9 protein-coding genes are annotated in these 26,193 nt (G+C 68.8%); all 9 read right to left on the bottom strand.

Features of this window, described 5'->3' with window-relative positions; genetic code table 11:
* Positions 1 to 8: 8 nt before the first annotated feature.
* The 9 genes from OU416_RS12895 to eccD all read right to left on the bottom strand — a co-directional run bounded on the left by OU416_RS12895 (position 9) and on the right by eccD (position 26,089).
* Positions 9 to 18,974, bottom strand: coding sequence for a scabin-related ADP-ribosyltransferase (locus tag OU416_RS12895; RefSeq protein WP_270927130.1), 18,966 nt, complete (start codon positions 18,972 to 18,974; stop codon positions 9 to 11).
* A gap of 63 nt (positions 18,975 to 19,037) precedes the next feature.
* Complete coding sequence (locus OU416_RS12890) at positions 19,038 to 19,370, bottom strand: hypothetical protein (RefSeq protein ID WP_270927129.1); 333 nt, start codon at positions 19,368 to 19,370, stop codon at positions 19,038 to 19,040.
* Positions 19,360 to 19,788: a YbaB/EbfC family nucleoid-associated protein gene (locus tag OU416_RS12885; RefSeq protein ID WP_270927128.1), complete on the bottom strand. Its 429-nt coding sequence runs from the start codon at positions 19,786 to 19,788 to the stop codon at positions 19,360 to 19,362. Before OU416_RS12885 ends, OU416_RS12890 begins: the two co-directional genes overlap by 11 nt.
* Before the next feature lie 47 nt (positions 19,789 to 19,835).
* Positions 19,836 to 21,989, bottom strand: coding sequence for a hypothetical protein (locus OU416_RS12880; RefSeq protein ID WP_270927127.1), 2,154 nt, complete (start codon positions 21,987 to 21,989; stop codon positions 19,836 to 19,838).
* A gap of 78 nt (positions 21,990 to 22,067) precedes the next feature.
* Positions 22,068 to 22,388 (bottom strand): hypothetical protein, encoded by a 321-nt coding sequence (locus OU416_RS12875; protein ID WP_093354465.1) that lies wholly within the window; start codon positions 22,386 to 22,388, stop codon positions 22,068 to 22,070.
* Positions 22,389 to 22,402: 14 nt separating this feature from the next.
* Entirely contained in the window at positions 22,403 to 22,684 is a 282-nt protein-coding gene (locus OU416_RS12870; RefSeq protein WP_270927126.1) for a hypothetical protein, read from the bottom strand.
* A gap of 12 nt (positions 22,685 to 22,696) precedes the next feature.
* The gene (locus OU416_RS12865) at positions 22,697 to 23,035 is read right to left on the bottom strand and encodes a hypothetical protein (protein ID WP_270927125.1); all 339 of its coding nucleotides are present in this window, start codon (positions 23,033 to 23,035) and stop codon (positions 22,697 to 22,699) included.
* Positions 23,036 to 23,142: 107 nt separating this feature from the next.
* Positions 23,143 to 24,576 carry a type VII secretion protein EccB gene (eccB, locus tag OU416_RS12860; RefSeq protein WP_270927124.1) on the bottom strand — a complete coding sequence of 478 codons (1,434 nt, stop codon included), beginning with the start codon at positions 24,574 to 24,576 and terminating at the stop codon, positions 23,143 to 23,145.
* 142 nt (positions 24,577 to 24,718) lie between these two features.
* Entirely contained in the window at positions 24,719 to 26,089 is a 1,371-nt protein-coding gene (gene eccD, locus OU416_RS12855; protein WP_270927123.1) for a type VII secretion integral membrane protein EccD, read from the bottom strand.
* Positions 26,090 to 26,193 lie beyond the last annotated feature (104 nt).

The following is a 26,193-nucleotide window of genomic DNA, read 5'->3' as shown; positions in this document are numbered from 1 at the left end:
GAACCGGGCTAGGCGGGCGTCCCCTGAGCGGCGATCTTGGCGCGCAGCTCCGCGAGCACCCTGCTGAACTCCGCCGCGTCCCGGTTCTCCAACGCCTGCCTCAGCGGCTCGGCGAACACCTCCAGCCCGGTCTTGTCGACCACCGCGATGCGCCGCCGCTTGGACTTCGACTCCAGGTAGGCGTCGACTTGCGTTTCGATCACCTGCGCGGCCGCCTGGGCCAGGTACTCCGGCGGCATGCCTTCGAACGCCCGGGGGTTCAGCTCGAAGTCGCCGTTGCGGTAGGGCTTCCCCGCGAACTTGCCCGGATCCTTCGCCGCGTACTCGTAGCCCATGACGAACTTCTCGTCGACACCACCGGCGAAGGTGACCTCGCGTTCCTGCGGCTTCTTCGAACCGAAGGACAGCGTCTTGTTCAGGTCGATGCCACCGGGCGCGAAGATCCAGTACCGCCAGTCCGAGTTGCGGATCTGCAGGTTCGCGCTGAACGTGGCGCTGACGTACATGGAGCGCTTGTTCTCGGCGGCGTACTCGATCAGCGAGATGTTGCGGCCGGCCGTCGTGTTCGCCGCGTTGAGAGGGTGGAATCCGGGGAATTTGAGCGCCTCCGGGCTGGCGCTGCTGAGGATCTCGGCCGGTGAACGCCGGTCGATCCGGAAGGTCAGCTTCGGGTTCACCAGCACCTCCGGACGCGGCAGGACCAGGTCGACCGGGATGTCGACGACCGCCGCGGGCGGCTGGTTGCTCGTCCACCCGAAGGTCGTCACGTCGTTGCCGGGTTCCACCGGGATGTACTTGCCGATCGCGGTGGTCGCCGCCTCGACCGTCCCGGTCAGCCACACGTACCCGCCGTTGACGACCTTCGCCTTGAGGTCGGTGTCCGCGACGTCGACCGCGGTGATGTCGACCGCGCCGTTCTGGTGCGCGGTGCGGGTCCAGCGCCCGTCCGCGCTGTACTGGACGAGGTGACCGTCCCGAAAGTGCGGTGCCAGCCAGCTCTCGCTGCTGTCCTGCGCGAGCTGGAAGTTGCCCGGGGAGAGCTTCTTCTTCCCGCCCAGCGCCAGCGGCGAGAAGTTGAACGCGCCGGTGTCGGGCCGCGCGTAGTACATCGTCCCGTCCGATGTGGACTTGGTCGGCGGCGCATCGGAGAGGTCTTCGGGCAGATCGGTGCTCCCGTGCACCAGGAAACCCGTCTCGACCGCGTCGATCAGGCTGATCTCACCGGTGCTCGGCAGGTACTTCAACTCGCGGAAGTACAGATCGGGGTTCCCCGCCTTCCCGTCGTGCCAGTGCTGGAACGCCAGCCGCACGTCGTCCTCGCCCCCGTCGCGCCAGGTGCCGAGGTGGGCCGCGCCGACCTTGTCCACGAGCAGCACCTGATCGCTGTTGCGGGCCTTCACGAAGTAGCCGACGTCCTCGCCGTCCTCGTTCTTGAACTGCGTGGGCGCGCCCCAGTCGGGTCCGTGCTGCTGGGCCGACGCCGATCCCCCTGCCGGGGCGGGCGTCTGCTGCTGGGATCCGGATGCCGATGCTTGTGCCGACGTGGACGCCGATTGCTGCGGCGGGGTGGCGCCTTCGCCTCGCGCACCGCCGCTGAGCCGCGGCCTGTTGTCGTAGTCCCCGCTGAATTCCACGAGGCCCTTGGCGAAGTCCAGCGCCGCCGCGTCGCCGGCCGCGTCGTCGGCCACCGCGGCGACCTCGGCGCGCACGTACTCGATCATCGCGAGGTGGCGCATGTACCGCTGGCTGCCCTCGTAGTCCTCGATGCCCACGTACTTCACGTTGGCCTGGTCGGCGATCTTCATCGCCCGGTAAGGATCGGCGGCCGGGAACTTGCCCCGCTCCACGATCTTCGACAGTTCCTCGTACTTCTGCTGCCACTCCTCCCGGCGGCCGTCCTGCGGCGAGGCGTCGTCCGCGTGGCTGGTGCCCTGCTCCGGCGAGTGCTGCTCGGCCGGCTCCTGCATCGCGGAGTCCTGGTCCGGCACGTCGTCCGAGTGGCGGGCCCGCTTGCGCGATGGGCCTTCGTCCGCACCGGTGCCGCGGTCGGGGTCGACGCCGCGCATTTCGTCGTGCAGGTCCTGCCGCACCTGATCGACTTCGGCGCGGTCGCCGTTGCGGAAGGCGTTCTCGTAGCGGCCGCGGTACGCCGCCAGCCGCGATTCGTCCAGGTCCGGGGCCCTCCGGTGCTCGGCCTTGTACGCCCGGACCGCCGCTTCGACCAAGTCCTCGGCGACGATCTCCGGGCTGTTCTTCCTGGTGTTGTTCGGCGTCCGGTCCGATGGCCCTTCCAGCTCGATGTCCCGGATCGCGGGCCGCGGGTTGGACTCCGGCGGCCCGTTCTCCGCCGACCAGATGATGGTCTTCGGCGCACCGGTCTCGTCGACCTCCGCGACCTCGACGATGTCCTCCGGCCGGATCGTGCCGAGGAAGGCGGCTTCCTTCTCCCACGATGCCGCCGACCAGCTGATGGCGCGCTTCTTGAAGGTCTTCTCGATGTCGATCCCGGGCCGCGGCGCGCGGATCTCGTAGCGGTACCGCCGCTTGTTGTGCCAGTAGCCCTCGTCCATCGTGGTCGAGACGAACTGCGTCTTGCCAGTGGTGGTCACGTGGGTTTCGATCGAGTCCGAGTAGCTCGCGTCCTTGGGCTGGAGCCCGTACTCCAGCACCAGCGCCGGGTTCTCGTCCAGCCACCGGAACGCGGTGATGCCCGGCTCGGTCTGCACGAAACCGCCGGTGATGTCCTTCTCGTTCAGGTGGTCGTTCCACTCCCCGTTGAACGGCGGCTGCTGCAGGGCTTCCGGGTCGGTGCTGGTGGTGGCTGTGCTCGATTCCGCGACGGCGTCCATCGGCTCACCGGTCGTGTTCGCCGAGGTGCGGCCACCGGAGAGGGCGCTGAAGACCTCGTTCTCCACGCTCTGGACCGGCGTGGTGTCGGTGTCCATGTCCTGCGGCGGTTCGCCGTCCTCGTCCATCGCCGAGTCGTCGTCGTACCACTGCACTTCTTGCGCGGAGTGCTGCTGCGTCGCCTCGCCCGCGTTGGTCGCGGTCGTGGTCGGGGTCGCGTCGCCGAAGGTGTTCCAGTCGCCGCCCTCGTTCAGCACGGTGACGGGGACCGAATCGAGCAGCATGGTGGCCACCTTGCTGCTCGGCGCGCGCACCGCGCCGCTGTCGAACTGGGCGAGCGCCTGCTGGAAGTCGTAGGCCGATCCGCCGGGCCCGGTGAGCTTGCCGGACTTGCAGGCCAGCATGAGGTAGTCGCGGTTCTGGTTCGCGGTGAAGTACCCGGAGTGCTTCACGACCTTGGCGAAGGCGTCGCCGCGCAGCTTCACCTTGCTGCCGTCGCTGTGCACGACGGTGAAGTGCTTCTCGGTCGCGTGGGCGTTGATGACGAACGTGCCCCGGCCGGAGCCCCAGTCCACGGGCTTCAGGTGGTCGCCCCGGTCCGGCTTCTGCATCGCCTCGCTGACCTCGTGCAGGTCGGCGAGGGGAACGGAGTAGTTCGCCGCCGGTGCGGCATCGCTCTTGGCCGCCCAGTTCTGGGCGGCCTTGAGCTGCTCGCCCTCGGCGAACGAGACGCCGAACAGCTCGCCGTTCTTGTCCCGCAGCTCGTGCGACTCGAACTCGTTCACCTTGAACTGGACGGTCTTGCCGTCGACGAGGCCCTCGACCACGTCGTCGTCCCGGTCCGGGCTGTTCGCCGGTTCGGTGTTCAGCACGTCGACGAACAGCTGCTGGCCGTCCGGGACCGGATCACCGTCGTGCGACGCGTTCTCGGTCTGCTGATCCCACGCGTTCTGGCCCGGCTCCTGCGGGAGCGGCAGGCCCATGGCCTCGGCTTCCTCCTTCGTGAAGGACAGCAGGAGACCACCATCGCGCACCGCGTCCTGGTGGTGGTTCGTCTCGCCGAAGGCCGAGACCACCCACGCCGCCGCGGTGTACTGGACGTCGAAGGCGTACACGTAGCGGGTTTCGCCGCCGCTCCTGGTCCGGCCCTGCAGGTCGATCCCGTCGTTGCTCTCCGATGTCGTGGTGTGCTTGTGACTGTCGACGACGTCCGGGGAGATGTAGCCGATGTCGCGCATCGTCACTTCGCCCGCCCCGTGCACGAGACCGGTGCTCTTGGACGTCGTCTCCGCCGAGGAGAACACCCCGCCCTGCAACGATTCGCCGCCGCTGGTGCCCACCTGCTCCACCAGGACGGGCTTGTCCAGCTGGTACTTCAAGCCGACCACGTAGTCGCTGGCGAAGAACTTCTCGGCCAGCTGCATGGAGGTGACGACCTCGCCCTTCATGAAGGCCTGGGGATCGCTGACCATCGCCGCGGCGGAGAGCAGCTCTTCCAGCTGCTTGCGGTGCGGGCTGGCCGGACCGGCGAATCGCTGCGCGGCCGGGAGCACCTTCTCGCCCGACTTGGCCGCCTTGCCGATGACCTCGGCGGCCAGGTCCACGACCCCGTCGAGGTTCTGCTTGACCACCTGCAGCGACTTCGCGCCGCGCACCTTCGCGGTGAGGTCCTCGCCCTGCTTCTCCGCGGGGAACCCGCCCGGCCGCAGCGCGCTGCCGGTGCTGGGCAGGTCCAGCAGGTACTCCGGCATCCGCAGCTTCGCCATGGCGGGTGCCGTGCCGGTGCCCTCGGGCATCGGCACCGGCGTGGCCTGCATCTTCCGGAAGTAGCTGGGCGCGATCGTCTCGTACAGGTAGGAGCCGACGCTGTACTGCTTGATCTCGTAGTGCAGCGTGACCGGCACGTCGACCTCGACGTCGGCGTCGCTGCGCTCGCTGCGCGAACCGTGCTGCTGGGCGAACCCGGTCGACAGCTCGGTGGACTTGAAGCTGCTCTTGCCGAACTGCGCCGACGGGCCGGGGAACACCAGCGGATCGTCGGTGCCGGGCAGGACGTTGAACGCCAGGGTCCCGGCCTTGCTCGTGGTCGACGAGAGCGTGTGCTGCTCGCCCTCGGAGCGCTGGTTCTCGGTGACGGCCTTGCTGCCGGGCAGCGGCCGGACCACCGACTGCTGGTGCTCCTTCCAACCGGGCGCCGGTTCGGCCCAGACGTGCAGGCCGAAGAACCGCCCGCCCCACTTCTTGCCCGCGCGGAAGTTGAGCGTCTTGCCCCCGTTGAGCAGTTCCTGCTGCACGGCGGGGTGGTCGAGCTGCTTGATCAGCTCCACCGCGACCTGGTTCTCGTCGCGCACCAGGGCGGGCGCGTGCTGGGCGAGCGCGTCCAGGAACGGCTTGCCCAGCGGCTGCCCGGCGGCCAGCTCCTGGACGGTGATGTCGGCGCTGACCGACTTGCCGAGGTCGGCCAGGCCCGGCGTCGGGCGCAGCGTCCCGGGCGGTGGCGGGGTGAACGAGTTCTCCAGCCAGGCGTTGGCGTCGCGCTCGGTCATCACCAGCACGTGGGAATCGCGCAGCAGGTAGCTCTTGGTCAGGGTGCTGCCGTGCGCCGGGTACGGGTTGAGCGCATCGCTGTGCAGCGCGTGCTGGCCCGCGTTGACCTGCTGGTCCACCACGGCGTGGGCCAGCACCATGACCAGCTTCTCCCCCGGCGCCACCTGCTGGGTCGTCTTCCACCACCCGCTGCGCGACGACGTCTCCCCGGTGCCGGTGCTCTTGCTGTAGGTGACGACGCCGTCGAGGCCGCCCACGCCGACGTGCAGGTCGCCGCCACCGCCGATCGAGTCCCCGTGGTTGAAGGCCGCGTTGCTGCTCAGCTTGTTCGCGCTGCTGATCTTCAGCACGTCCGGCGGGATCTCGCCGATCACCTTGGAGCCGTACAGCTTGACGTTCGCGCTCTCGGAGACGACCAGGTCGTAGTGCCCCCAGAAGCCCGGCTTGATTCCCTTGGCCAGCAGCTGAGGCCCGTGCTCCGCCGCGGCCAGCGCGGTCGCGAAGGCGTCGGGATCGGTCGGGACGTGGAACTTCGGGCCCCTGCCGAAGGGCAGCAGCTTCGAGGCGATCGCCGTCGCCCCGCGCACGGCGGGCAGCTGCTCGTTCTTGTCGATCCAGTTGCCCCAGTACGACTTCTGCCCGGCGGCACCGGCGAGCTGGAGGTCCTTCGAGTACGTCTGGAACAGCTGTTTGACCTTCTCCACCGGCGAGGAGAGGATCATCGCCTTGCCCGGTCCGAGCTGCGGTCCCAGCGCGGTGAGGTCGGCATCGGCCGCGAGGATCTCGGTGGTCCCGGCGTGCAGTTCGTCGGCGTGGGCCGCCTTGAACTCCGGGACCAGGTACTCGGCGACGGTCCCGACCGTGCTGTTGTAGGTCCGCTCGGCGCCGTTCTTGCCGGTCACCGCGACCTTGACGTCCAGGTCGAGGTCCTGCTGCAACAGCACCGCCGGGCCGTTGTAGGCGGCCTTGATCTCGTGGGCGGCGGCCGACCCGGCGGTCGACCCGGTGTTCGCCGAACCCCGGATCCGACCACCGCCGTTGAGGTTGAAGTACAGGCGGCTGGCCACGCCTTCCGTGGCGTGCTGGATCCGGAACCGGGCGTTGAGCACGCCGCTCAGCGAGAAGTCGTTGCTGACGCTGTTGCTCGCCGACGCCTCGGTGCCCCGGGTGCTGGACAGCGAGGCGTGCTCGATGTGCTCGGCCGACCGGATGTCCTTGGGCCTGCCGGTGAGCGACACCTCGACCTTCTTGCCGCCGAGGTCGAACTCGACGGTGTGGGCGTTCTCGTCCCGGGCGCGGGCCCGCTGGTTCGCCTCCAGCTGGTCGAGGACCTCCAGCCACTCCTGGTCGCCCAGCGGGATGTCCTGCTTCGCCAGCTGCTCCGCGAACTCCGCGACCGCCTCGCCCGGCGACTGGTCGCTGTGCACCACGTAGGTGTGGCCGTTGAGCTCGACCTCGGTGCTGATCGAGGTGGTGCCGATCTTGTGGCCCGCGCGCACCAGCTTCACCGGGTCCAGGTCGGCGAGCTTCTCGCGGGCTTCGTCGTAGAGCTTCAACCGCTGCTCGGCGGTCAGCGAGGTGTCCCGGAGCAGCAGGTCGCGCACCGCGCCGAGCGCGTTGTCCAGCACCTGCCCGGAACCGTGCAGGTGCCGCAGATCGGTCAGCCTGCCGTTGCCGGTCAGCGTCCGGAGGTCCCGCTTGAGCTCCGGGGTGAGGGCGGACGGTGCGGGCAGCGGCGGACGGTGCGGCGCGTCTGCCATCGAGGCGTCGAGCAGGTTCTCGAACTTGGTGACGTCGGTGTTGCGCACCCAGACGTAGGCGCTGATCACGTGGCTGCCCTCGGGCTTGTCCGGGCGCGCCTTGCCGCCGACCTCGATCGAGGTGGTGTGGTCCACCCGCAGGTCCAGCCGGTACCGGGTGGCCTCCGCGGTGTGGAAGCTCTTCTCCTTGAAGAACGCCTTGGTGCCCGCGGTGACGCCCTTGCTCTGGTTCGCGCTCATCCTCAGGTCGAAGTTGGCGCCGACCTGCCCCTTCCGCCCGTGCACCTTGGCCATGAGGCTCTCGATCGCTTGGAGCCCCCGGACGGTGACACCGGCCAGGAAACCGCCGGTGCTCGTGACGCCGGAGTTGGTTCCGAAGCTGTTCCGGTGCGTGGTGCCCGCGTCGATCTCGGCGGTGCTCACCTTCTGGAACGCCGTCAGGTGGAGTTCGCCGGTCGTCTTCAGGTCGATCCGGTGGTCGTTGCTGGCGATCTTGTTCCGCACGTACCGGGCGACCGCGTCGGCCTTCGGACCGAGCTGCGCGACCGCCGGGCGGTTCGGGTCCTTCGGCACGACACCGGAAACCTGGACGGACAGCTTCGCGGCCACGCCGCGCAGGTAGTTGTCCATCAGGCCGGCGTCGGAGAGCCGGTCGGCGTGGTTCTTGATCAGCCCGCCGGCGTGCGGCACGGCATTGGCGATCCCGGTGAGGACGGTGTCCTGGAAGTCGCGGAGATCGGTGTAGCCCTCCACGTTGGCGATGAGGGTCAGCACGTCGGCGGGCAGCGGCTTGGCCTGCCCGCCGGGCGGCAGCAGGTGCGGCGCTTCGGTGCTCTCCGGGCCGACCGCCTCGGCCGGGTAGGCGAGCTGGATCTTCTCCGGCAGCTTTCCGGTCACCGCGACCGGGTCGGCACCGGCCTGGTGCAGCGTGGTGCGCACGTCGAAGCCGACGTCGAAGACATCGGTGAACCGGGTCTTGCGCACGTGCAGGTTGCTCTCGGTCTGGGTGGTGCCGACCTTGTTGGTGGTCTCCCCGGACATGTTGACCAGCGGCAGCACGTACAGCAGGCCGCCGGAGGCGACATCGGCGATGACCCCGCCGGTCAGGTTCACCCCGGTCTTGTGCGCGTGGCTGGCGGAGGCGCCGGTCGAGGGGGTCGTCTCCAGCACGGCCTTCTGCACCGGGCTGCCCGGATCGAAGTTCGCCAGGTGGGTGGCCGAGTTGGGGATCAGGTCCAGCGACAGGTTCCGGCCGCCGCCCAGCGGGAGCCAGATCTTCTTGCTCAGCAACCCGGTGAGCCCGTCGCCCGCCGCGAGCTTCGCCAGGTGCTCGGGCAGCGCGTCCAGTGCGGCCTGCTCGGCCTGGGTGAGCGGTTTGGCCAGGCTGCCCTCGACCGCGCCCACGATCATGTCGACCAGCTTCTCGCCGGCCGCGGTCGGGTCGCCGACCGACTGCTCGCCGACGGCGACCAGCCCGGCGTCGGTGGTGACCGCGTTGTCCCGGGCCAGCGGAACCGGGGTGCGCGCGTCGAAGTGCACCGAGCGGTGCAGCCGCGCCAGCCGTTCCCTGATGTCGTGCTCCATCGCCGCGAGCTGGCTCGGCGAGAGGGATTCGACCGGTGAACCGGTCTGCTCGTCCGAGCTGCCGCGCAACGACTGCGCATGCGCCTGGATCGGCGTGCCGAACTCCAGCTCCGAGAGGTTCAGGCTCTCGTTGGACGCGGTCAGCGCGTCGGGCCGCGGCAGGCCGTTCTGCAGGGACTGCACGATCGCGTCGAACGCTTCGGGAGTTTCGGCGTCCGCCAGTTCCAGCAGGTTCGCGACGTAGGCGGCGTACTCCGGGTCACCGCCGGTCAGCTCGTCGGCGTTGGCCGGGATGTCGGTGCTCGTCGGGCTGTCACCGGCGCCGTCCCAGAACGTCGCAGCCGGGGTGTCGTTCGGGCGGAACTTCGCCGCGTCCGCGGGGTCGAGGTCGAACGCCGCGCTCTTCTCGTACAGCAGCGTCTCGCCGCCGACCTTCGTCCATCCCCCGCCGCGGAGCTGCTTGTGCACCTCGATCTCGTAGATCACGTCGGAGTGGAAGCGCTCCAGCGTCGCCTTGGAGACCTTCTCGTTGCCCTCCAGCTTGAAGGTGCTCTGGTCACCGTTCCGGCCCGCGCCCTTGTAGTTGAGCTGGATCGCGGCGTTGTTGTTGGCGGGCGGCTGCATCGCCGCGTACCCGAGCCCGGCGTAAGCGGCCTGCTCCTCGGTCTCGGCGTAGTCCGTGGCGCGCTTCTGGTCGTGCTTCTGCTGCGTGGCGGGCAGGTCCCAGCTCGCGTCGTGCACCGGGTTCGCGAACCGCATCTTGACCTTGAGCTCGATCTGCTCGTTGCGGGTTCCCTCGGGCAGCTCGAACTTCACGGCGTGCCCGTCCGGGCCTGCGAACTCGTGCGCGTTGCCCAGCAGCACGTCCGTGGACAGCAGGGCGTCCAGCTTCGCCCGGTGCTCCGTGCCCGGCGAGAACGCGCTGTGCTCGCGGTGCCCGGACTTCCCGATCAATGCGCCGACCTTCGCCGCGAGATCGCCGGGCACCACCTTGGCCAGGGTGAACGACGATCCGCGCACCTCGTCGGTGATCTCCCCGGGCACCTTGCCGGTCTCCGGGTCCAGCTGCGCCGCGACGCCCTGCGCCTGGGCCGCGGTGCCGGTGTTCAGCAGCCCCTCCGGCACTTCCAGGCGGACCTTGCCGGCGAAGGCGTCGGTGTGCACCGTCCGCGAGTCCGGGTTCCGGAAGCGCTCGCTGCCCGCGTGGCCGTTGGTCAGCTCGCTCACCAGCAGCGCGGGCTTGGACACCTTGATCAGCTCGATCTTGAACTTGCCCGGCTGCTCGAACTGCGCCGCGTCACCGGTGCGGCTGCGGTGCTGGTAGTTGTCGGTGACCGTGTTGCTGACCTCGACGCCGTCGGAGAGGTGCCCGCCGGCCACCACGGCGGGTCCGGTGCTGCCGCTGCCGCTGGGGACCATCGGGCGCCCGACGCCGCCGACGGTGAACTTGACCGACCGGGAGCCCTGGTGCTCCACCGCGCTGCTGCCGGAGGTCTCCGCCGAACCGCCGGTGGGCTTCTGGACCGGCGGAACCGGGTTGTCGGAGGCCGGGTGGTGGACCAGCTGCACCGGGTTGCCGTCCGGTTCGAAGGTGATCTTCACCGTGTAGCGGGTGCTGCCGGAGAAGAAGTTGCCCCGGGTGAAGGTGTGCTCCCAGCCGCCCTTGAGGATCTGCTGGACCACACCGGTGCTGTGCAGCCCGTTCAGCCCGTTGGCCCGGAGGATCGCGCCGAACGCCGACGGCTTGGTGTTGCCGCCCGCGGGGTCCGGCGTCTGGGCGTTGTCGGCCGTGGGCGGTGCGAGCTTCGAGAAGTGCTTCTCGAGCGTCTTCGTCACCTGGTCGGCCAGGTTCTCCTCGTCCGTCAAGGAGAAGTCGAGGACCTTGACGTCCTTGTCCAGGCCGTGCCCGAGCCCGTTGAGCACCGGCACCCCGTCGGGCATCGCGACGGGCTCGACCGTCGGCGGCTGCCAGCCATCGGGGAGCGGGAGTCCCTGCGCCACCGCCTGTTCCGCGGTCACCGCGACCACCGAGCTGTTCGGGAACAGGACTTCGACGTGGTCCTGGGTGGCCTTGACCAGCTTGGGCGCGACGTCCGCGCCGTGGTTGCTGCTCTGGCCCCAGAGCTCCTGCCAGGTGGCCCAGCTCATCGTGGCCAGCTGGTCCGCCTTGTACAGCAGGACCGGCGAGGGGGTGGGCGCGCTGGTCACCTTCCCCGCGCCGGAGTAGGTGTCGCGGTCGCCCCGCTCGGCCTGGTAACCGGCGCTCAGCCCGAACTCGCCCGCGCCGAACAGGACCGAGATTCCCGCGTCGCCCGCGATGCCCGCGCCTTCGCCGTCGTGCACCGACTTCTCGCTGGTGTTGACGTGCTGCCACGTCATGCCCTCGACGACGGGCAGCGGGGTGGGGTTGAAGTACTTGAACTCGACGGTGCCCGCGCCGCGCCGGTCGAACAGGTAGCCGCGCTCCGCGCCGAGGTTGCGCGTCTGCGGGGCCTGGCCAGCGGACTGCTGGGCGACGTCGAACCACTGGCGGGTCAGGTCGACGGCGTTCGCGTACTTCTTGGTGAGCCACAGCTTCGAGTCGTTGCCGAGCTTGGTCTGCAGGTCCTTGAACTCGCGGTTGAGCTGCTGGTAGTGGTCCGGCGACCAGACCAGCACGCCGCCGCGCAGCTCCTTCGCGTTCTGCTGCAGGTGCTCCTCGACAGCCTCGCCGGTGAGCTCGGCCTGCGCGTCGATCAGGAAGTCCGGCACCTGGTGACCGGTGACCGCGTCGACCTGCACCTTCCCGAGGTCGGTCTTGATCTGCGACTGCGCGACCGCCACCAGGTCGCCCGACTTGGTCACCGCCTTCTTCACGCGGTCGCCGAGACCGACGTCCAGGGTCTCCTCGACCTGGACGTGGAAGGTGACGCCGCGCTCCACGACGCTGCCCGGCCCGGTGTACTTGACCTTGTCCTCGTGCCCGAACGCGGACAGGTGGCCGCCGAGCCTGTGGACCTCGCCCTTGACCTGGGCGGTGAGCCCGGCGCCGACGTAGTTCGGGCGCCCGTAGCCCTCCGAGGACAGCCGGGCGCGCACGAGCGCGGACAGCGTGCCGCGGATGCCGACGGTGTTCTTGTCCCGCTCCCGCCAGCTCGTGCTGTAGGAGCTGGTCCCGGTGGAGACGAGGTTGGTCTTCCGGTGCTCGGCGAGCACCTCGCCCAGCACGCCGTCGACGGTGATCTGGTAGTGCCGCTTCCCGTGGTCGACCGTCAGCTTCAGGGGCTGGTCGGGGAGCTCGCCGTCGGAGTGGGTGAACCGGTTGAACTTGGCGGCCAGGTCGCGGGCGTTGAGCCCGGAGAGCTGGCGCTTGAGGTCGCGCAGGTCGGCCGCGGTCAGCTCGACGCCCTGCTTCTCCAGGTGGCCGGTGATCAGGTCGAGGGTCTTGTCGAAGACCTGGTCGGCCTGGTGGATGTACTTCAGACCGCTGACCAGGCCGTCGTTGGACACCGCGTCGCTCAGCGCCTTCTTCCGCTGCGGGTCCAGCTCGGGCTTCGGCGTCGGTTCCGCCGGCTCGGGCTTCTGGTTCGCCAGCGCGGCGTCGAGCTCCTCGACCAGCGCCTGGTACTTCGACTCCTCGACGGTCACGTAGTAGGCCCCGTCGCGGCTCTCGCCCAGGTCCTTCGTGACGGTCTTCGCGGCGCCGAACTCCCGCGTCTCCAGATCCACCTGGAAGCTCGCGTCCAGCCGGACGAGCCGCATCGGGGGCCCGGCCTCCAGCAGCTTCTGCTTGTCCGACCAGGCCACCTTGTTGGTGTCGGTGTGCTTGCTGGTCGCCCCGGCACCGATGTGGGCGGTCGGTGCGATCTGCACGTTCGGCAGGATCTCGCCCGCACCGCCCACCCGGATGCCGGGTTCGGCGCCCATCGTGGTGCTGCTCTCCTGCAGGTCCTCCAAGGTGCTGCGGGAGTCGGTCCCGACGTTTCCGGTGAACGGCCCCAGGTCCTCGTAGCCGCGGAACTTCGGCTTGAAGTGCGCGGTGACCTCGGCGGGCTTGGTGCTCTGCCAGAACCGGAACTGGGGCAGCAGCTGGCCGTGCTCGGACTTGTGGGTGATGGAGAACCCGTGCGGCAGCGAGTGCGCGGAGGCCTCCTCGAACCTGCCCGCGTTGATGCTGTCGCTGAGGTTGTGCCACAGCACCTTGTCCTGCCGGACGCTGTCCTGCACGTTGCTGAGCACGTGCTTGTGCAGGTCGCCGAGCTTGACCATGTCGATCGCGGCGACCAGCTCGGTCAGCTTGGTCGGCAGGTCCACCGCGTCGGCGCGGCTGGGCGTGCTGGTGCGCACCGCGTCGACGGCCGGGCCGACGTTCTCCTTCGGGTAGGCCACCAGCGCGGGACCGAACGGCGCCTGCCCGGTGGGGCCGGTGTCGCCGGACTTGGTCAATTCCTCCCAGTGCAGCACGGCGTCGACGTCGAAGGTCTTCTTCGCCGAGCTGAGCTTCATCGTGCCCGACACGTCGTCGGAGTAGCGGGAGCCGTACTTGTTCCCGCGCTCCCCGCCGGTGGTGAGGGTGGGAGTCACGCCGATGACGGCCTGAGCCGCGCTCAGCGCCGCACCGATCACGCCGTTGAACGCCGTCTTCCGGGCGTTCTCGACGCTCTGCTCGAACTTGGTGCTGGATTCGGTGACGCTCTTCTGCTGGACGTTCGTGTCCGCTTCGGCCTGGTGGAGGCCGGTGAACTCCAGCGTCAGGACGATGTCCTTCTGGACGGTCCCGACGCCGTCGGCGGTCACCTCCTGCGTGTCGACCATGAACAGCTTGCCCTGGGAGAGGTCCTGCAAGAACCCCATCTCGCCCCGGTTGATGACGAGGTGGGTGAACTGGTCGCGCAGGGAGTTCACCGCCACCGAGTTGGTGAACGGCAGCTTCTGCACCACCTTCCCGGCGAGCTGCTCGGCCGCGTCCTTCCGGCTCAGCCCGCCACCGGGCCCCGGCACGACGTCGAACATCCGCAGCAGCCGCGTGTTGCGCGCCGCGATGAACCCGTCCCGGACCAGGCTGGTGGGAACGTCCGGCGGCAGCTCCTGCAAGAGGTCCAGCGTCTGCTGGAAGTTCTCCCGCAGGTCACCGGCACCGTGCTCGGGCACCTCCAGCTTCGGGGCGTCCGAGAACGTGCCGAAGTCCTTGAGGAACTCCTCGACCGGCTGGACGTCGTCGAAGTCCACCAGCTGCTCACCGGCGGATTCCTCCACCGAGTCCTGGTGCGCGCTGCCGGGCGCATCGACGCTGGTCGAGGCCTCCTTCGGCGTCGTCGCGGTGTCCTCGCCGTCGAAGAAGGTCAGCTTGCCGAACCGGCGCTTGCCGTCGTGCGCTGCCTGTTTCAGCGGCGCACCGCCCAGCTTCTCGTACTCGGCGACGACTTTCGGGCTCAGCTTCTCGCCGAAGGCGCTGGCGGTGAAGACCTCCGCGACGAACTCCAGGCCGTTGCGCGTCGCGTAGTGGCTGACATCCATCGCGCTCTGCCCGGGCTTCGACTCGCCCTGCTTGGTCATCGCCTTGTGCTGGGCCAGCAGGAACTCGGTGGGGTTGTTCGCGGTGTGCAGCGCGTGCCCGAGCTCGTGCACGACGGTGGCCTCGGCGATCGCGGTCTTGTAGGCGACCGAATCCGAGTTGAACTTGCCCGCGCCGCGGATCCGCTTCAGCAGCGAGTTCACCGACACCGCCTCGGCCACCCGGTGGGCGACACCGCGCAACCCGCGATCCCCGGCGCCGCCGCGAACGATCTTGTCCGTGCCCGGGTTGGGATCGTTGTCGGCGAAGACGCTCGGCCCCAGGAACATGTGCCAGCTCGGATTCCCCTCGCCGTCGCGAAGGTGCATCATCTGCGTCAGCACGCCGTCGACCTTGGGGGCGGCGACCGACACGGTCAGCTTCCCGGGGAGCCGGAAGCCCGCGCCGTCCATCCGGTCCAGCGCCTTCTGCAGCGCCGCCTGCTTGATGGGCCAGTCCGGGTCGCGCTGGACCGGGAAGTGCTCGACGTCGACGACGAACCCGTTGTCGCGCGACTGCAGGACGGTCGTGGTCGTCGTACCGGCCGCGTGCAGGGACTCCTGCACCTCGTCGGCCACGCCCTGCTGGACGTCGTAGATCGCTTGGACGGTGTCCTCCGTGAGCCCGCCCCAGGACAGCTCGACCGGATTCGCGCTGGTCGAGGCCTCGTTCGAGGTCGTCGCGGTGTCCTCGCCGTCGAAGAAGGTCAGCGGGGAGGTTTCGGTGCCCGCCGCGTCGGGCTGGACCATCGTGGCGGGCCGGGAGAACTCGGCGAGCGAGTGCGTCCGGTCGCCGGGGCCGAACTGCAGGTGCTTCAAGGCCTGCGGGGGCAGCTCGACCTTCTCCTCGTGGAAGCCGCCGCCCTTGTCGGACACCGTCGTGACGTCGGTGACGCTGGTGACCAGGTTCGCCAGCTCCGGGTGGGAGGCGAGGTAGCCGATCGCCGCGGTCCAGATGATGTCCGGCCGCTCGTGCTTGGACACCAGCTCGTTCACCAGCGTCAGGTGCAGGTCCCCGCCGCGGCTGTGCAGCTCCTTCACCAGCGTCTGGACCACGTTCTTGGTCAGCGCGATGGACGCGGGCAGGTCGTCGGCACCGACGGTCGGGGCCGACGACTCCGGTTTGGTCCAGGAGCTGCCGCTGCGCATCGCATCGCTCGGCGACTGCGGGAACCCCTTCACCCCGCCGAGACCGAGTTCCGCGGCCATCGCTTCCATGGCGTTGGGGCCGGTCTGGAACATCACGGTGTGGCGGCGCGCGGGGAAGATGTTGAGGGCGTAGTCGTGGTACGGGCGCGGACCGGCCTCCGCGTCGAGGTTCTGCTGGAACGCCGGGACCAGCTCGGACTGCGTCTTGAGGTAGTTGGCGCCGAGGTGGTCCAGGTAGAAGTCCGCGAACGGGTGCCCCTTGCCCATCACGAAGAGGTCGTTGCCCGCGTTGCTGTTGTCGAGGACGTGCACGCCGTAGCCCGGCCCGCTGGTGGCCACCTGAGCGGCCGCGGCGAAGTAGTCCTTTCCGGTGCGGTACTCGCCGTCGCTGTACACGCCGCCGAAGCGCTTGAGCAGTTCCATCCGCAGGATGTCGCTGGCCGCGGCGTAACCGGCCTTGGTGTTCTTCACCATCTCGGACTGGAACGGTTGCTGCAGCTTCATCGGCGCTGCCGCGTTGAACACCTCGTGGACGTTCGCCAGGATCACGCCGTTGTCCTGCGCCCACGTCTTCATGTCGAGGACGGCTTGCGTCGGCGGGTTGGCGAACTGGTCCCGCGGCACGTCGGTCCAGAGCACGACCTTGCCCTGGGCGCCGAGCTCCTTGGCCGAGTGCTCCAGGTTCGCCATCATCGTGGCCTTGCCGGTGGCGGCCGAGGTGAGGTCGGTGATCGGGCCGCCGAGCCAGATCGAGTGCCGCACGTGCGGCATCTCCAGCTGCTTCGGCAGCGGCGTGGTGCTGGCGGGGGCCCACTGCTGGGCGGTGGGGTGGTGGACGGCCACCGGGACCGGGCTGCCGACCAGCTCCTCCGCGGCGAGACCCGGTGGGATCAGCGGCTCGAAGTCCAGCTGAGCGGGATCGCGGGGCGCCGCGTGCGCGAGGTCGAGCTGCTCCAGCAGGTGAACTCCCTGCTGCGCGGTGAGGTTCTCGAAGCCGGGCCCGTAGCCATCGGTGGGCACGAACGACGGCGCCGGGTCGAGCAGGCCGAACAGGTCCGGTTCCAGGACGGTGTCCGGGTTCGAGTCCTGCTCGGCGATGAACATCCCGTTGTCCAGCAACGACGTCGTCGCGGGCACGTCGTCGGCAGCGCCCAGTTCGTCGTTCAGCGCGGCGTGCTCGTCCGGCGTCGTACCCAGCAGGTCGATGTTGAGCATGTTCCGCTGGAACTGCTCGTGCTCTTCCGGGGGGACGAAGCGCGGCTTCCCAGGATCCTCCTGCCACTCGTCGACGTTGTGCTGCTCGGGGCGGGATTCGGCCGGATTCGGGTTGTCCGCGTCGGGGAGTTCCGTCGAGTGCCCGGTGTCGGTCTGCGCGCTGTAGGTGTTCGGCTCGGAGCTGGTCACGACCGGCGTCGGCTGGTGCTGGTCGCCGGAGGTGGTGTTCGGCGAGCCGTTGTCCGTCGTCGGGGCGGATCCGGATTCGGGGACGGACGTCGTCGGCTGGGAGACGGGCTGTTCCGGGGTGTTCCCGGCGTTCGGCGAGGTCTGGGCGGAGTGGTTCGCCGGGGCCGGGTCGTGCAGCGAGGCGCTCGGGCCGCCCGCCTTCGGCGTGACCTGCGTGTTCGGCGTGGCGGCCTGGTTGGGCTGCGGGCCCGCCGTCGTCTGGACCTGGGTCGGCGGTGCGACACCGGACGGCGTGGTCACGGCCTGCTGGTCGTTGCCCTGCACCTCGGACTGCTGCAGGTCGGTGCCGAGGTTCCCGTGCTCGTCCAATTCGAGCACGTCACCGTCGAAGTCGTCGGGAGAGCTGCTCCGGTCGTCGCCCGGGCCGGTTTCGGTGACGATGCTGTCCGGTGCGGAGTGCTGCGAACCGGTGCTGCCCGGGAACTCGCCGAGGCCCTCCGAGGAGTTCTCGGTGTCGGCCATCCACCACTGGATCGCGTCGTCCTCGGCCGCGGACTTGTGCTCGGTCGACGACGAGCCATCACCGTTCGAGCTGTCGCCGCCGGTCGGCTGGTCGCCCCCGGTGGGCGATCCGCCGAGCTTGGTCGCGTCGGACTCGGTCGGGACGTTGGCACCGGTCGCCCCGTCCGAAGTGGACATGCCCGGAGGTCCCCACACCGCTTCCTTGAGCTTGTCCGAGAGCGGATCGCCGACGAACTGCTCGCCCAGCGACTCGGCGGCACCCATCACCGCGCCACCGGTGAAGCTGTACCAGCTGACCTTGAACTCTTTCTCGTCGCCGAAGAACAGGTTGTTGAAGCCCTCGCTGAGCACGCCGTGCGCGCCGTGCACCGGTGATCCCAGCACCGAGGTGCCGAGCATGAACAGCTTGCCGGGTTTGTGGTGGTCCTTGACCGCCTGCTGGATGGCCTCCGGGTACTTCTTGACCAGCGACTCGACGGTTTTCTCGCCCAACTCCTTCTGGTACGGGGCAAGCACCTCGTCGAGTTCCTTCGACAGCACGTGGACCGGGTTCTTGCCGATGTTCTTGGTGATCTTCTCGGCGACCTGCTCGCCCACCTTCTTGGCCTGCTGCTCGCCCAAGTTCTCGCCGAAGTTCTTGGCGAACACCTCGCCGAGCTGGTTCTTGAAGTTGTGGCCCGCACCGGCGCTGAGCTTGCCGAGGCCCTTGATGCCGGAGAAGTTGGCGATCTTCGGGTTTCCGAACCCGGTCATCATGTAGGTCGAGAAGTTCTTGGTCGTCGACGCCATACCGGCCCCGAACTTGGCGTTCTGCTCGCCGAAGGCGTCCTTGACACCCTTGCCCAGGAAGACGTCGAAGTCCTGCAGCTTGCTGCCGATCTTGTTGAACGGCACCATCTTGTTCATGAACTTGCTGTTGAACGCCTTGCCCAACAGCTTGGTCAGGGTCTTGCCCAAGGCCTGCGCGCCCAGCGAGGCGATACCGCCGAGCGCACCGGAGATCGCCGCACCCTTCATCGCCGCATCGGTGAGGTCCTGATCCCACCCATCGCGCAGCCCCTGGTCGATCTGCCACTGCTGGGTGGCGGCGTCCAGGATCGCGGCGAAGATCGTCTCCATCACCAGCGAGATGATCGTCGCGATGAGCAGCTGCATCAGCAGCCGGAGCACGGCCTGCGCGAGGGCTCTGATCGAGGCGATCTTCAGCAGCGAGAGCCCGCCGGTGGGCACCGCCAGCGCGATGGCGATCGCGATCTCGATCGCCATGAAGATCAGCTGCGCGATGGCCTGGATCTTCATGTACTCGACCTGCGCGGCGACGTTTCGCAGGTACTTGTACATCCCGCGGGCGCCCTTGACGGCCGTCTCCAGCGGGATCTGCCCCTCCTTGCCGGGGGTGATGTACTGGTTGGCGTACTCGCCGAAGGCCTTCGCGAACTCGCCCTCGGTGGAGTTCTTGATGGCGTTGACGAACTCGTGCAGGTGGGTCTGCAGCGATTCGAGCTCACCGGCCAGGTCCTGGTACTCCTCGGCCAGCGCCCGAAGCCGGTCCTCGTCGGCCTCCGGCCACTGCGAGCCGGTGAGCCCGGCGAACGCTTCAGCGTGTTCGGGTGGGATGTACAACGCCACGGCCGAGCACATCCCCTTCCCGATCGCCTCACCCCACCTCGGGGTGGTCTGCTGCTGGAGCCGTCAGCTCCCGGTCTCGATGCTGTTCGCCGACTGCGAGTTGTAGTCGGACTGCTTCTCGTGGTTGTCGGCCGCTTTCTGGCCCTTCACCGTGGTCAGGTTGAACAGCTGGCTGAGCGAGTCGAGCATCGCGGTGATGTTGCTGTTCAGGTTCTTGGCCTCCTTCTTGATGGACCGGGCGGTCTCGTCGTCGTTGCCCGCGGCCACCTGGAGCTCGGCGTCCATCCCCTCCCAGATCTCGCAGGCCCGCTTGAGGGCCCGCTCGGAGGAGCCGAGCGCGGCGAACTTGTGCTTCAGGTCGACCGGGATGGCGATGATCTCGTTGTCACCTGGCATTGCGGTTGTTCTCCTTCAGCCAGGACGAGGCCTCCTGCTGCATGTCCAGCAGCGGGGCCAGGAAGTCGCCCCACGGCGACTCGTCGCGGAACTGCTTGCGCAGCTCAGCGGTGTCGCCCAGGTGCGGCCGAATCGCCTCGTTGATCTCCGATTGCAGCTGCCGCTGGGCCTCGGACACGATCTTCACGATCGCCGCGGCCAGCTCAGCCTTGGGCATCGAGCGGTACCGCTCGTCGTGGAACTCCAGTTTGGACAGTTCACCGCCGACGCCGACCGTCGCCGTCACCATCCGGTCCTTCGAGCGCACCGAGGCGGTCCGCTTGGACAGGTCGTCTTCGACCCGCTGCAGCTCCTCGCGCTGCTTGTTCAGCTCGGCGAGCGTCTCGTCGAGCTGCGACTGCAAGCTGCCGAAGTTCATCCCGTGCTCCTCACATTCCGGTGACCGCGCGGTCGGTCGGCTGGTCGTCAGCGGCCGATGGGACCGGTGAAGCCGTGCGCGACTCCCCAGGTCTCCTCTTCCTCCTGCAACCAGGTGCTCGACTGCCGCTTCTGCTCGTTCTGGCCGCCCGCACCGCCGCCCATCGCCGGTGGTGGCATCATCGGCTGCTGGCCGTTCTGGCCGCCGCGGCCGCCGAGGCCAGACGTCTCGGTGGCCATCGAGAACGGCTTGCTCAGCTTCTCGTTGAGCGCCGAACTGTTCATCGTGGCCCGCTTCATCGGGTCGCTGATGTCACCGGGCGACAAGGCGAACTTCTTGCCCACGCCGGGGTTGTTGAGCGCGAGCTTGTTGTGGTTCACCGCGTCGGGGACGGTGATCGGCTTGCCGCCGGGTCCGAAGATCATCCGTCCGTTCTGGTCCAGCATGTGCCCGGTCGGGCTGAGGTAGGACCCGCGCGGCCCGTAGAGCGGGTTGCCGTTGGCGTCGGTGTACTGGCTGCCGTTGGGGTTGAGCATCGCGGTGTTGGGCTTGATCGAGGAGCCCTCCGGCACCACCAGCGGCTTGCCGTCCGGGCCGAGCACCTTCGTGCCGTCCGGCTTGGTGATGGTGCCGTCGGGGTTGATCGTGGACCCGTTGGGCACCGACAGCGGGGTTCCGTCGGGGCCGCGCACGAGCTCGCCGTCGGGCGTGAAGATCGAGCTCTGGCCGAACCCGTCCGGGCCGCCTCCCAACCCGTTGCCCGACGAGTTCAGGCCGGAGGTGATCGGCCCTCCTCCGAGCCCGTGCGGCACGGGCCCGCCGGCGAACTGGTCGTCGCCGTTGCCGCTGGTCAGGCCCAGCGTTTCCGACGTGCTCCCGCCGAGCCCGTTGTTCTCGTCCAGCCCGTCGAGTTCCGGGGCGTCGACGTCGGTGTCCCCGCCGGTCAGGTCCGCGTCCGGCCCGGCGCCTCCGTTGAGCTCCGAGGTCTCCGAACCGCCGCCCTGCTCGCCGAGCTCGTTCTGCAGATCTCCCGCGCCGCCCTGGTTCTTCAAGTTCTCCAGGTCGTCCTGGCTCTGCAGATCGTTCTGCGACTGCAGGTCCTGCAGCTCCTGCTTCTGCTGGTCCTGCTGCTCCTTCAGGGAGTCCTGCAGGCTCTTCTGCTGGTCGCCGTACTGCTTCTTGAAGTCGTCGAGCTGCTTCTGCAGTTCGTTCTGCTGTGCGTTGTGAGTGGACGCGAACGGTTCGATCTTCGGGCTGTCGTTGATCCGGTTGGCCGTGGTCTGCAGGTTCTGCACCAACGGGCCGTGGTAGGTGTTCGGCGGTGGATCGAGGTGCCCGGCGAAGTGCCCCAGCCAGAGGTCCTTCGCGGCTCGCTCGATGTTGCCGCGCAGGTTCTCCTCCCAGGAATCGCGGATCTCGAAGTCGCCCCAGCTCGTGTGGATCGTCTTGACCTGGAGGTTCTCGAACGCGTTCGGCCGCTCGACCGTGACTCCCCGCACGTTGTCGTTGAAAGCCTTCTGCACGGCCGCCGCGGGCGACATCAGATTGCTTTCGTGATCCCGCCACGAGATGAACCCCTGGAGCATCTCCGCGACTTCTTGGAAGTACTTGTCCCGGCTCTCCGCCAATGCGTTGAGCATGACCGGGTCGCCGATGGTCTTGGCGAATTGCTGCAACGACGTGCTGCCGTTCTGCATCATGCTCTGGAAGGACTTCGCGGTCTCGCCCTTGAAGTTGCCGTTCGATTCGACGTTCTTGGCCTCTTCGGCGAACCTGTCGGCCCATCTCTGCATGGTGTTGGCAGCGTTGGTCAACGAGTTGATGGCGTTGGTGAAGCTCGGGAAGCTGAGCACCTGGTTCTGGTTCGGGCTGCCGACCAGGGGATCGAGCACGGTCCCGCCCACGCTCAGGATCTTCGCCCACGGGCCGCTGGGGTTGTCGAACTCCGGCCAGTTCAACTTCACGCCGACCCGCGCCCCGCCGCCCGCTCTGACATCGCTCGCCGCAACCGCCACGATGTCGAACCCGGACGTGCCCCTGTCTTTCGTGGAATTCTGCTTGCCGGTGTAGTCCCAGTCCTTGGACACGCCCTCGGCGGAGTTGTCGTAGTCCACTGTCAATATCCACTGCTTCGCAGTCAGCTCGTCGCGCTTGGTGACAGCGGTTTCCGCAAAGGTGTCCAGCACATCTTCCCAGGGCATCGCCCAGAACCTCCGTGATTTTCCCGGGCCGCGCGCCGCGCCTCCGGCCGGTTCGCCAAGACCGGCCGGAGGCCGGTTTCAGAAGGTGACGGGGGTGGTTTCCGCCTTCTTCGAGTTCTCGTCCGTCGTGGTCTCGACGTTCTGGTCAACGGTGTCGAGCTTCTGGCTCAGTTCGACCAACGTCTTGTTCGCGAACTCCATCACCTGCGTGGTGAGGGCCTCCCGGCACCGCTTGAACTGCTCCGCGACGCGCTTGCCCTGTTCCGTCTTCCCGGCGAGGATGTCGAAGGTGCCCTGGAGGGCGATGATGTCCTTGTCACCGGTGAGCTCCAGGCGGCACTCCTCGAACAACTTGCGGTACGCGTCCGTCGCGGACTTGTCGTGGGCGATTTCAGCCATGGTTCACCGAGCGCCTAGAAGCCGGCGGCGTTCTTGAAGTCGGTGTTGATCTGGCCGTCGCTCATGTCCTGGAGGATCAGGGTCGCCTTGCCGAAGGACTCCTGCATCTTGCCCTTGGCCGCGTTCACCTTGCCCTGGGCCTCGGCCCAGGCGTTCTTCCACGCACCGTCCGAGACCTGCGCCAGGCCGTTGCCGTCCTGGATCACCTGGTCGATCAGCTGCTGCATCTTGTTGTTCTCCTGGTGGAACCTGTCCAGGATGTCGCGCACCTTGTTGGTGTCGATGTGCAGGCTCATGCTTCTTCTCCCTCAGCCCTTGCCGTTCAAGGCGTTTCCGAACGGATCCGTCTCGATGCTGCCTGCCGTGACCGAGTTGTGGTCCGACTGGTTCTGGGTGTTCGTCTGCGTCACGCCGAGCTGCTGGACAACGGCGTCGAACTGCTTCTGAACGGTCTGGTAGTTGGTGACCCACTCCTGGATCTTGCGGCCGAAGATCTCGGTTTCCGGACCGGTGTAGGCGGCACGCAGTTCGGCCTCGAAACCCTGCACCGTGGCGGCGATGGTCGACATCTGGCCGATGTGGCCGGTGAAGGCCTGGGTCTTCTGCTGGAGTACAGCGGAATCCTGGTTGATCAATGGCGTGGACAAGGCTCACTCCCGTAGATCTGGTCCGAAAAGCACTGCTGGACAACACCGAAACTAGAACCGGCACCCGCTTCCGGCCACATCCCAGAACAGGGACGTGGTCGGGTGTTTCAGCACTGCGCGGGCGTCACCGGCGGCAGCTCGGTCACCGGCAGACCGGCCTTCGCCGGGTCCATCGCCGGTCCGGTGGGCAGCTGGTCGACGAGCATCGCGGGCATCGCGACCGGGGCGGTCGCGTAGCCGAGCCTGCCCGCCACGTCGGCGGACGGGACCGGGTACTTCACACCGTTGTCGGCCACCAGGTACAGCGTCGGCGTGGGCACGTCCCCGGTGGGCAGCACCGAGACCAGCACGCCGCTGCCCGGCACCACCGCCACCCGGTCCGGGCGCGGGCAGGACACGGTGATCCCCGGTTGCGGGACGACCGGGTTCGCGGTGTCGGTGAGCTCCTTCGGCAGCAGGGACACGCTGGTCGACACCGGCGGGCCGGGCTCGGTGGCGACGCACAGCGCCTGCTCGTCGTCGTCCTGCACCAGCACCGGCGGCGCGTCCGGGAAGGCTCCGTTGCGCGTCAGTTCGCCCTTGGCCTCCGACGGGGCGCTGTTGGCGGTGAGGTCCTTGGCGCCGATCCGCCGCGGCTCCACCGGCTGCCCGCCGTAGGCGGCCGCCTGGGTGCGCGGATCACCGCTGATCAGCTTGAACAGCGTGTCGGTGAGCGGCACCAGCCCGGCCTTGGTCAGCAGGTACGGCTCGCCCGATGCGTCCTGGAACAGCTGCCCGATCACGCTCGGCGCACCGGCCAGCTGCGGCCCGGCCTCGCCGCGGCCGGCGATCTCCGGGGCGACGAGGTCCGGCCCGGTGGGCAGCGCGTTGAGGAACCCGGCGGGCACCGCGATCGGGTCGGTGGTGCCGTAGCCGAGCGCGGCGGGTCCGGCCGAGGCCACGTCCATCCGCAGCTTGTGCCCGGACCACACCAGGAACACCGTGCCGTCCGGGCCCGCCACCAGCGCGCCGTCGGTGGCCGTCAGCGGCTCGCCGTCGTACTCGCCGACCAGCATCGCGAAGTCGCGCCCGCCCTGCGCTGGCGAGGCGCAGGACAGCCACGGATCGCTGCTCAGCGCGCCCGCGGTGGGCAGGCCGTCCGGCGCGCCGGGGATGCCGATCGGCAGCCCGCGCGGCGTCCCGGCCAGCGAGTTCGCCGACACGGTGTGCACCTGCATCTCGGCCCCGGCCAGCAGCCGGGCCGAGGCCTGGTTGAGCACCGGGTGCAGCGCGCCGTTGACGTACTGCCACCGCGCGCCGGTCTCCTTCTCCACCACGACCGCGCCCGCCACCTGCCAGGACGTCGCGCCGCCCGGCTTGATCAGCCCGAACAGGAACGTTCCCAGCCCGAGCAGCACCGACACGATGACACCGATGACGATGCCGCGCGAAGTCCGCCGCTGCGGCGTGTCCGGGATATCCGGATCGGCCCGCAACATCCCGGCGCTGAGCCGACCCATGACGAACATGTGCGCCTGAACCTGATCCCGACGCGACTGCACACTCCCACGCCCTTACGAATCTCGAAGTCGTCCGCCAGGCCGTCACCCGGGCCTTGGTCAATTTCGTACGAAATTGACGTTCACCCGGGTGACGGTCAATTTCGTACGAAATTGACACCGCCGCCCCGCAGCGGGTGCCGCGTCAGCCGTTGAAGGCCCGGATCCAGCCGAAGACGCCCAGCACGGTGAGCATCAGGGGGATCAGGCTGACCGCGAGGACCACGTGCAGGATGTCCGCCGCGCGTCCCCAATACGGGACGAGGCGGTTGCCCGGGACCGTCCAGCCCGCGACCATCAGCGCCGTGCCCACCAGGGCCACGCCCGCGAACACCAGCAGCCTGCCGAACAGGTCCTGCATGGACAGCGCCAGCACCAGCACCGTGCAGCCGAGCAGACCGGGCAGCACCACCGAGAGCCGGTGCCAGATGCCGCCCACGTCGCGCCCGTGCAGCAGCAGGATCGCGCTGAGCACGCCCGCCATCGTGTAGGTCGCCCAGTGCGGTTCGGTGAGCAGGCCGACGACCGCCGTCATGCACACCGCGCCCACCGCCAGGTACAGCGAGGTCATGTACCGGTCGGCGATCGCGGCGCGCTCCAGCACGTGGCGGCTCGCGTGCGGGTCGATGCCCTCCTGCAGCTGGTCGGCGTTCGTCGGCAGCGGCGGCATCTTCAGCCCGGCGACCCGGAACGACAGGCCCGGCACGAACGCGCCGAACAGCACCGCGATCAGCGCGGTGGCCGACACCGCCTCGGCCAGCGTGCCGGTGAGCAGCGACAACAGCGCCGTGATCAGGCCGAATGCGCAGGTCACCAGCACGCCGAGGAAGGCGTGCGGGTGCGTGCCGGAGGCGGCCAGCGCCAGCACCGCGCCACCTGCGGCGGTCGCCGACGCGGCGAGCAGCACCGCCATCCCGGAGGCCTCCGGGCCCGGCGCGAGGAAGCCCGCCAGCGCGAAGTAGGGCACCGCGGCGAGGCCGAAGGCCGTGCCCGCCATGGCGTCGCCGACGGCTCGGGAGGCCGATCCGGACGCGGCCAGCAGCAGCAGCGCCGCCACCCCGGCCGCGATCGCGCGCACCAGCGAATCGCCGGGCAGCAGCAGGCCCAGCCAGATGATCCCCGCCGCGACCAGCGTCGATGCGTGCAGCATCCGCTTGGTGGCGGCGGGTTTCCAGGACCAGGGACGGTCCTGCATGCCCGTGGCCACGCCGTCCACGAGGTCGTCGAAGTGCACCGCGGGCATGGCTTCCTGCCGCGAACGCAGGTAGAGCGTCTCCCCGTCCTGCAGGCCGAGGGCCTCCGGGGTCGCCTCCTCGTCCAGCGGCTCGCGGCCCATGCCCTGCAGCACCCAGCCACCGTGCTCCAACCCGGCCTCTTCGACCTGGGTGCCCGCGTAGCTGATGATGGTCGGCATCAGGTCGATCAGCGGCACGTCCGTGGGCACCGCGAGATCGAAGTTCCGATCTGGCGCCCGGATGGACAGTCGGCACAGACCCGCGACTGCGCTGGTGCTCACGCCGGTTCACGCTCCCTTTTCCCGCAAGGAATTCGAAAACGGCGGCGGCGCCGGGCACCGGACCCATGCTTCGGATGCCCAACGCCGCCACCGGAATGCCTCGA

This window comes from Saccharopolyspora indica, assembly GCF_027853965.1.
Classification (GTDB): domain Bacteria; phylum Actinomycetota; class Actinomycetes; order Mycobacteriales; family Pseudonocardiaceae; genus Saccharopolyspora; species Saccharopolyspora indica.
Note: the sequence above shows the minus strand (reverse complement) of the source record. Positions and strands in the feature narration are given on the sequence as shown.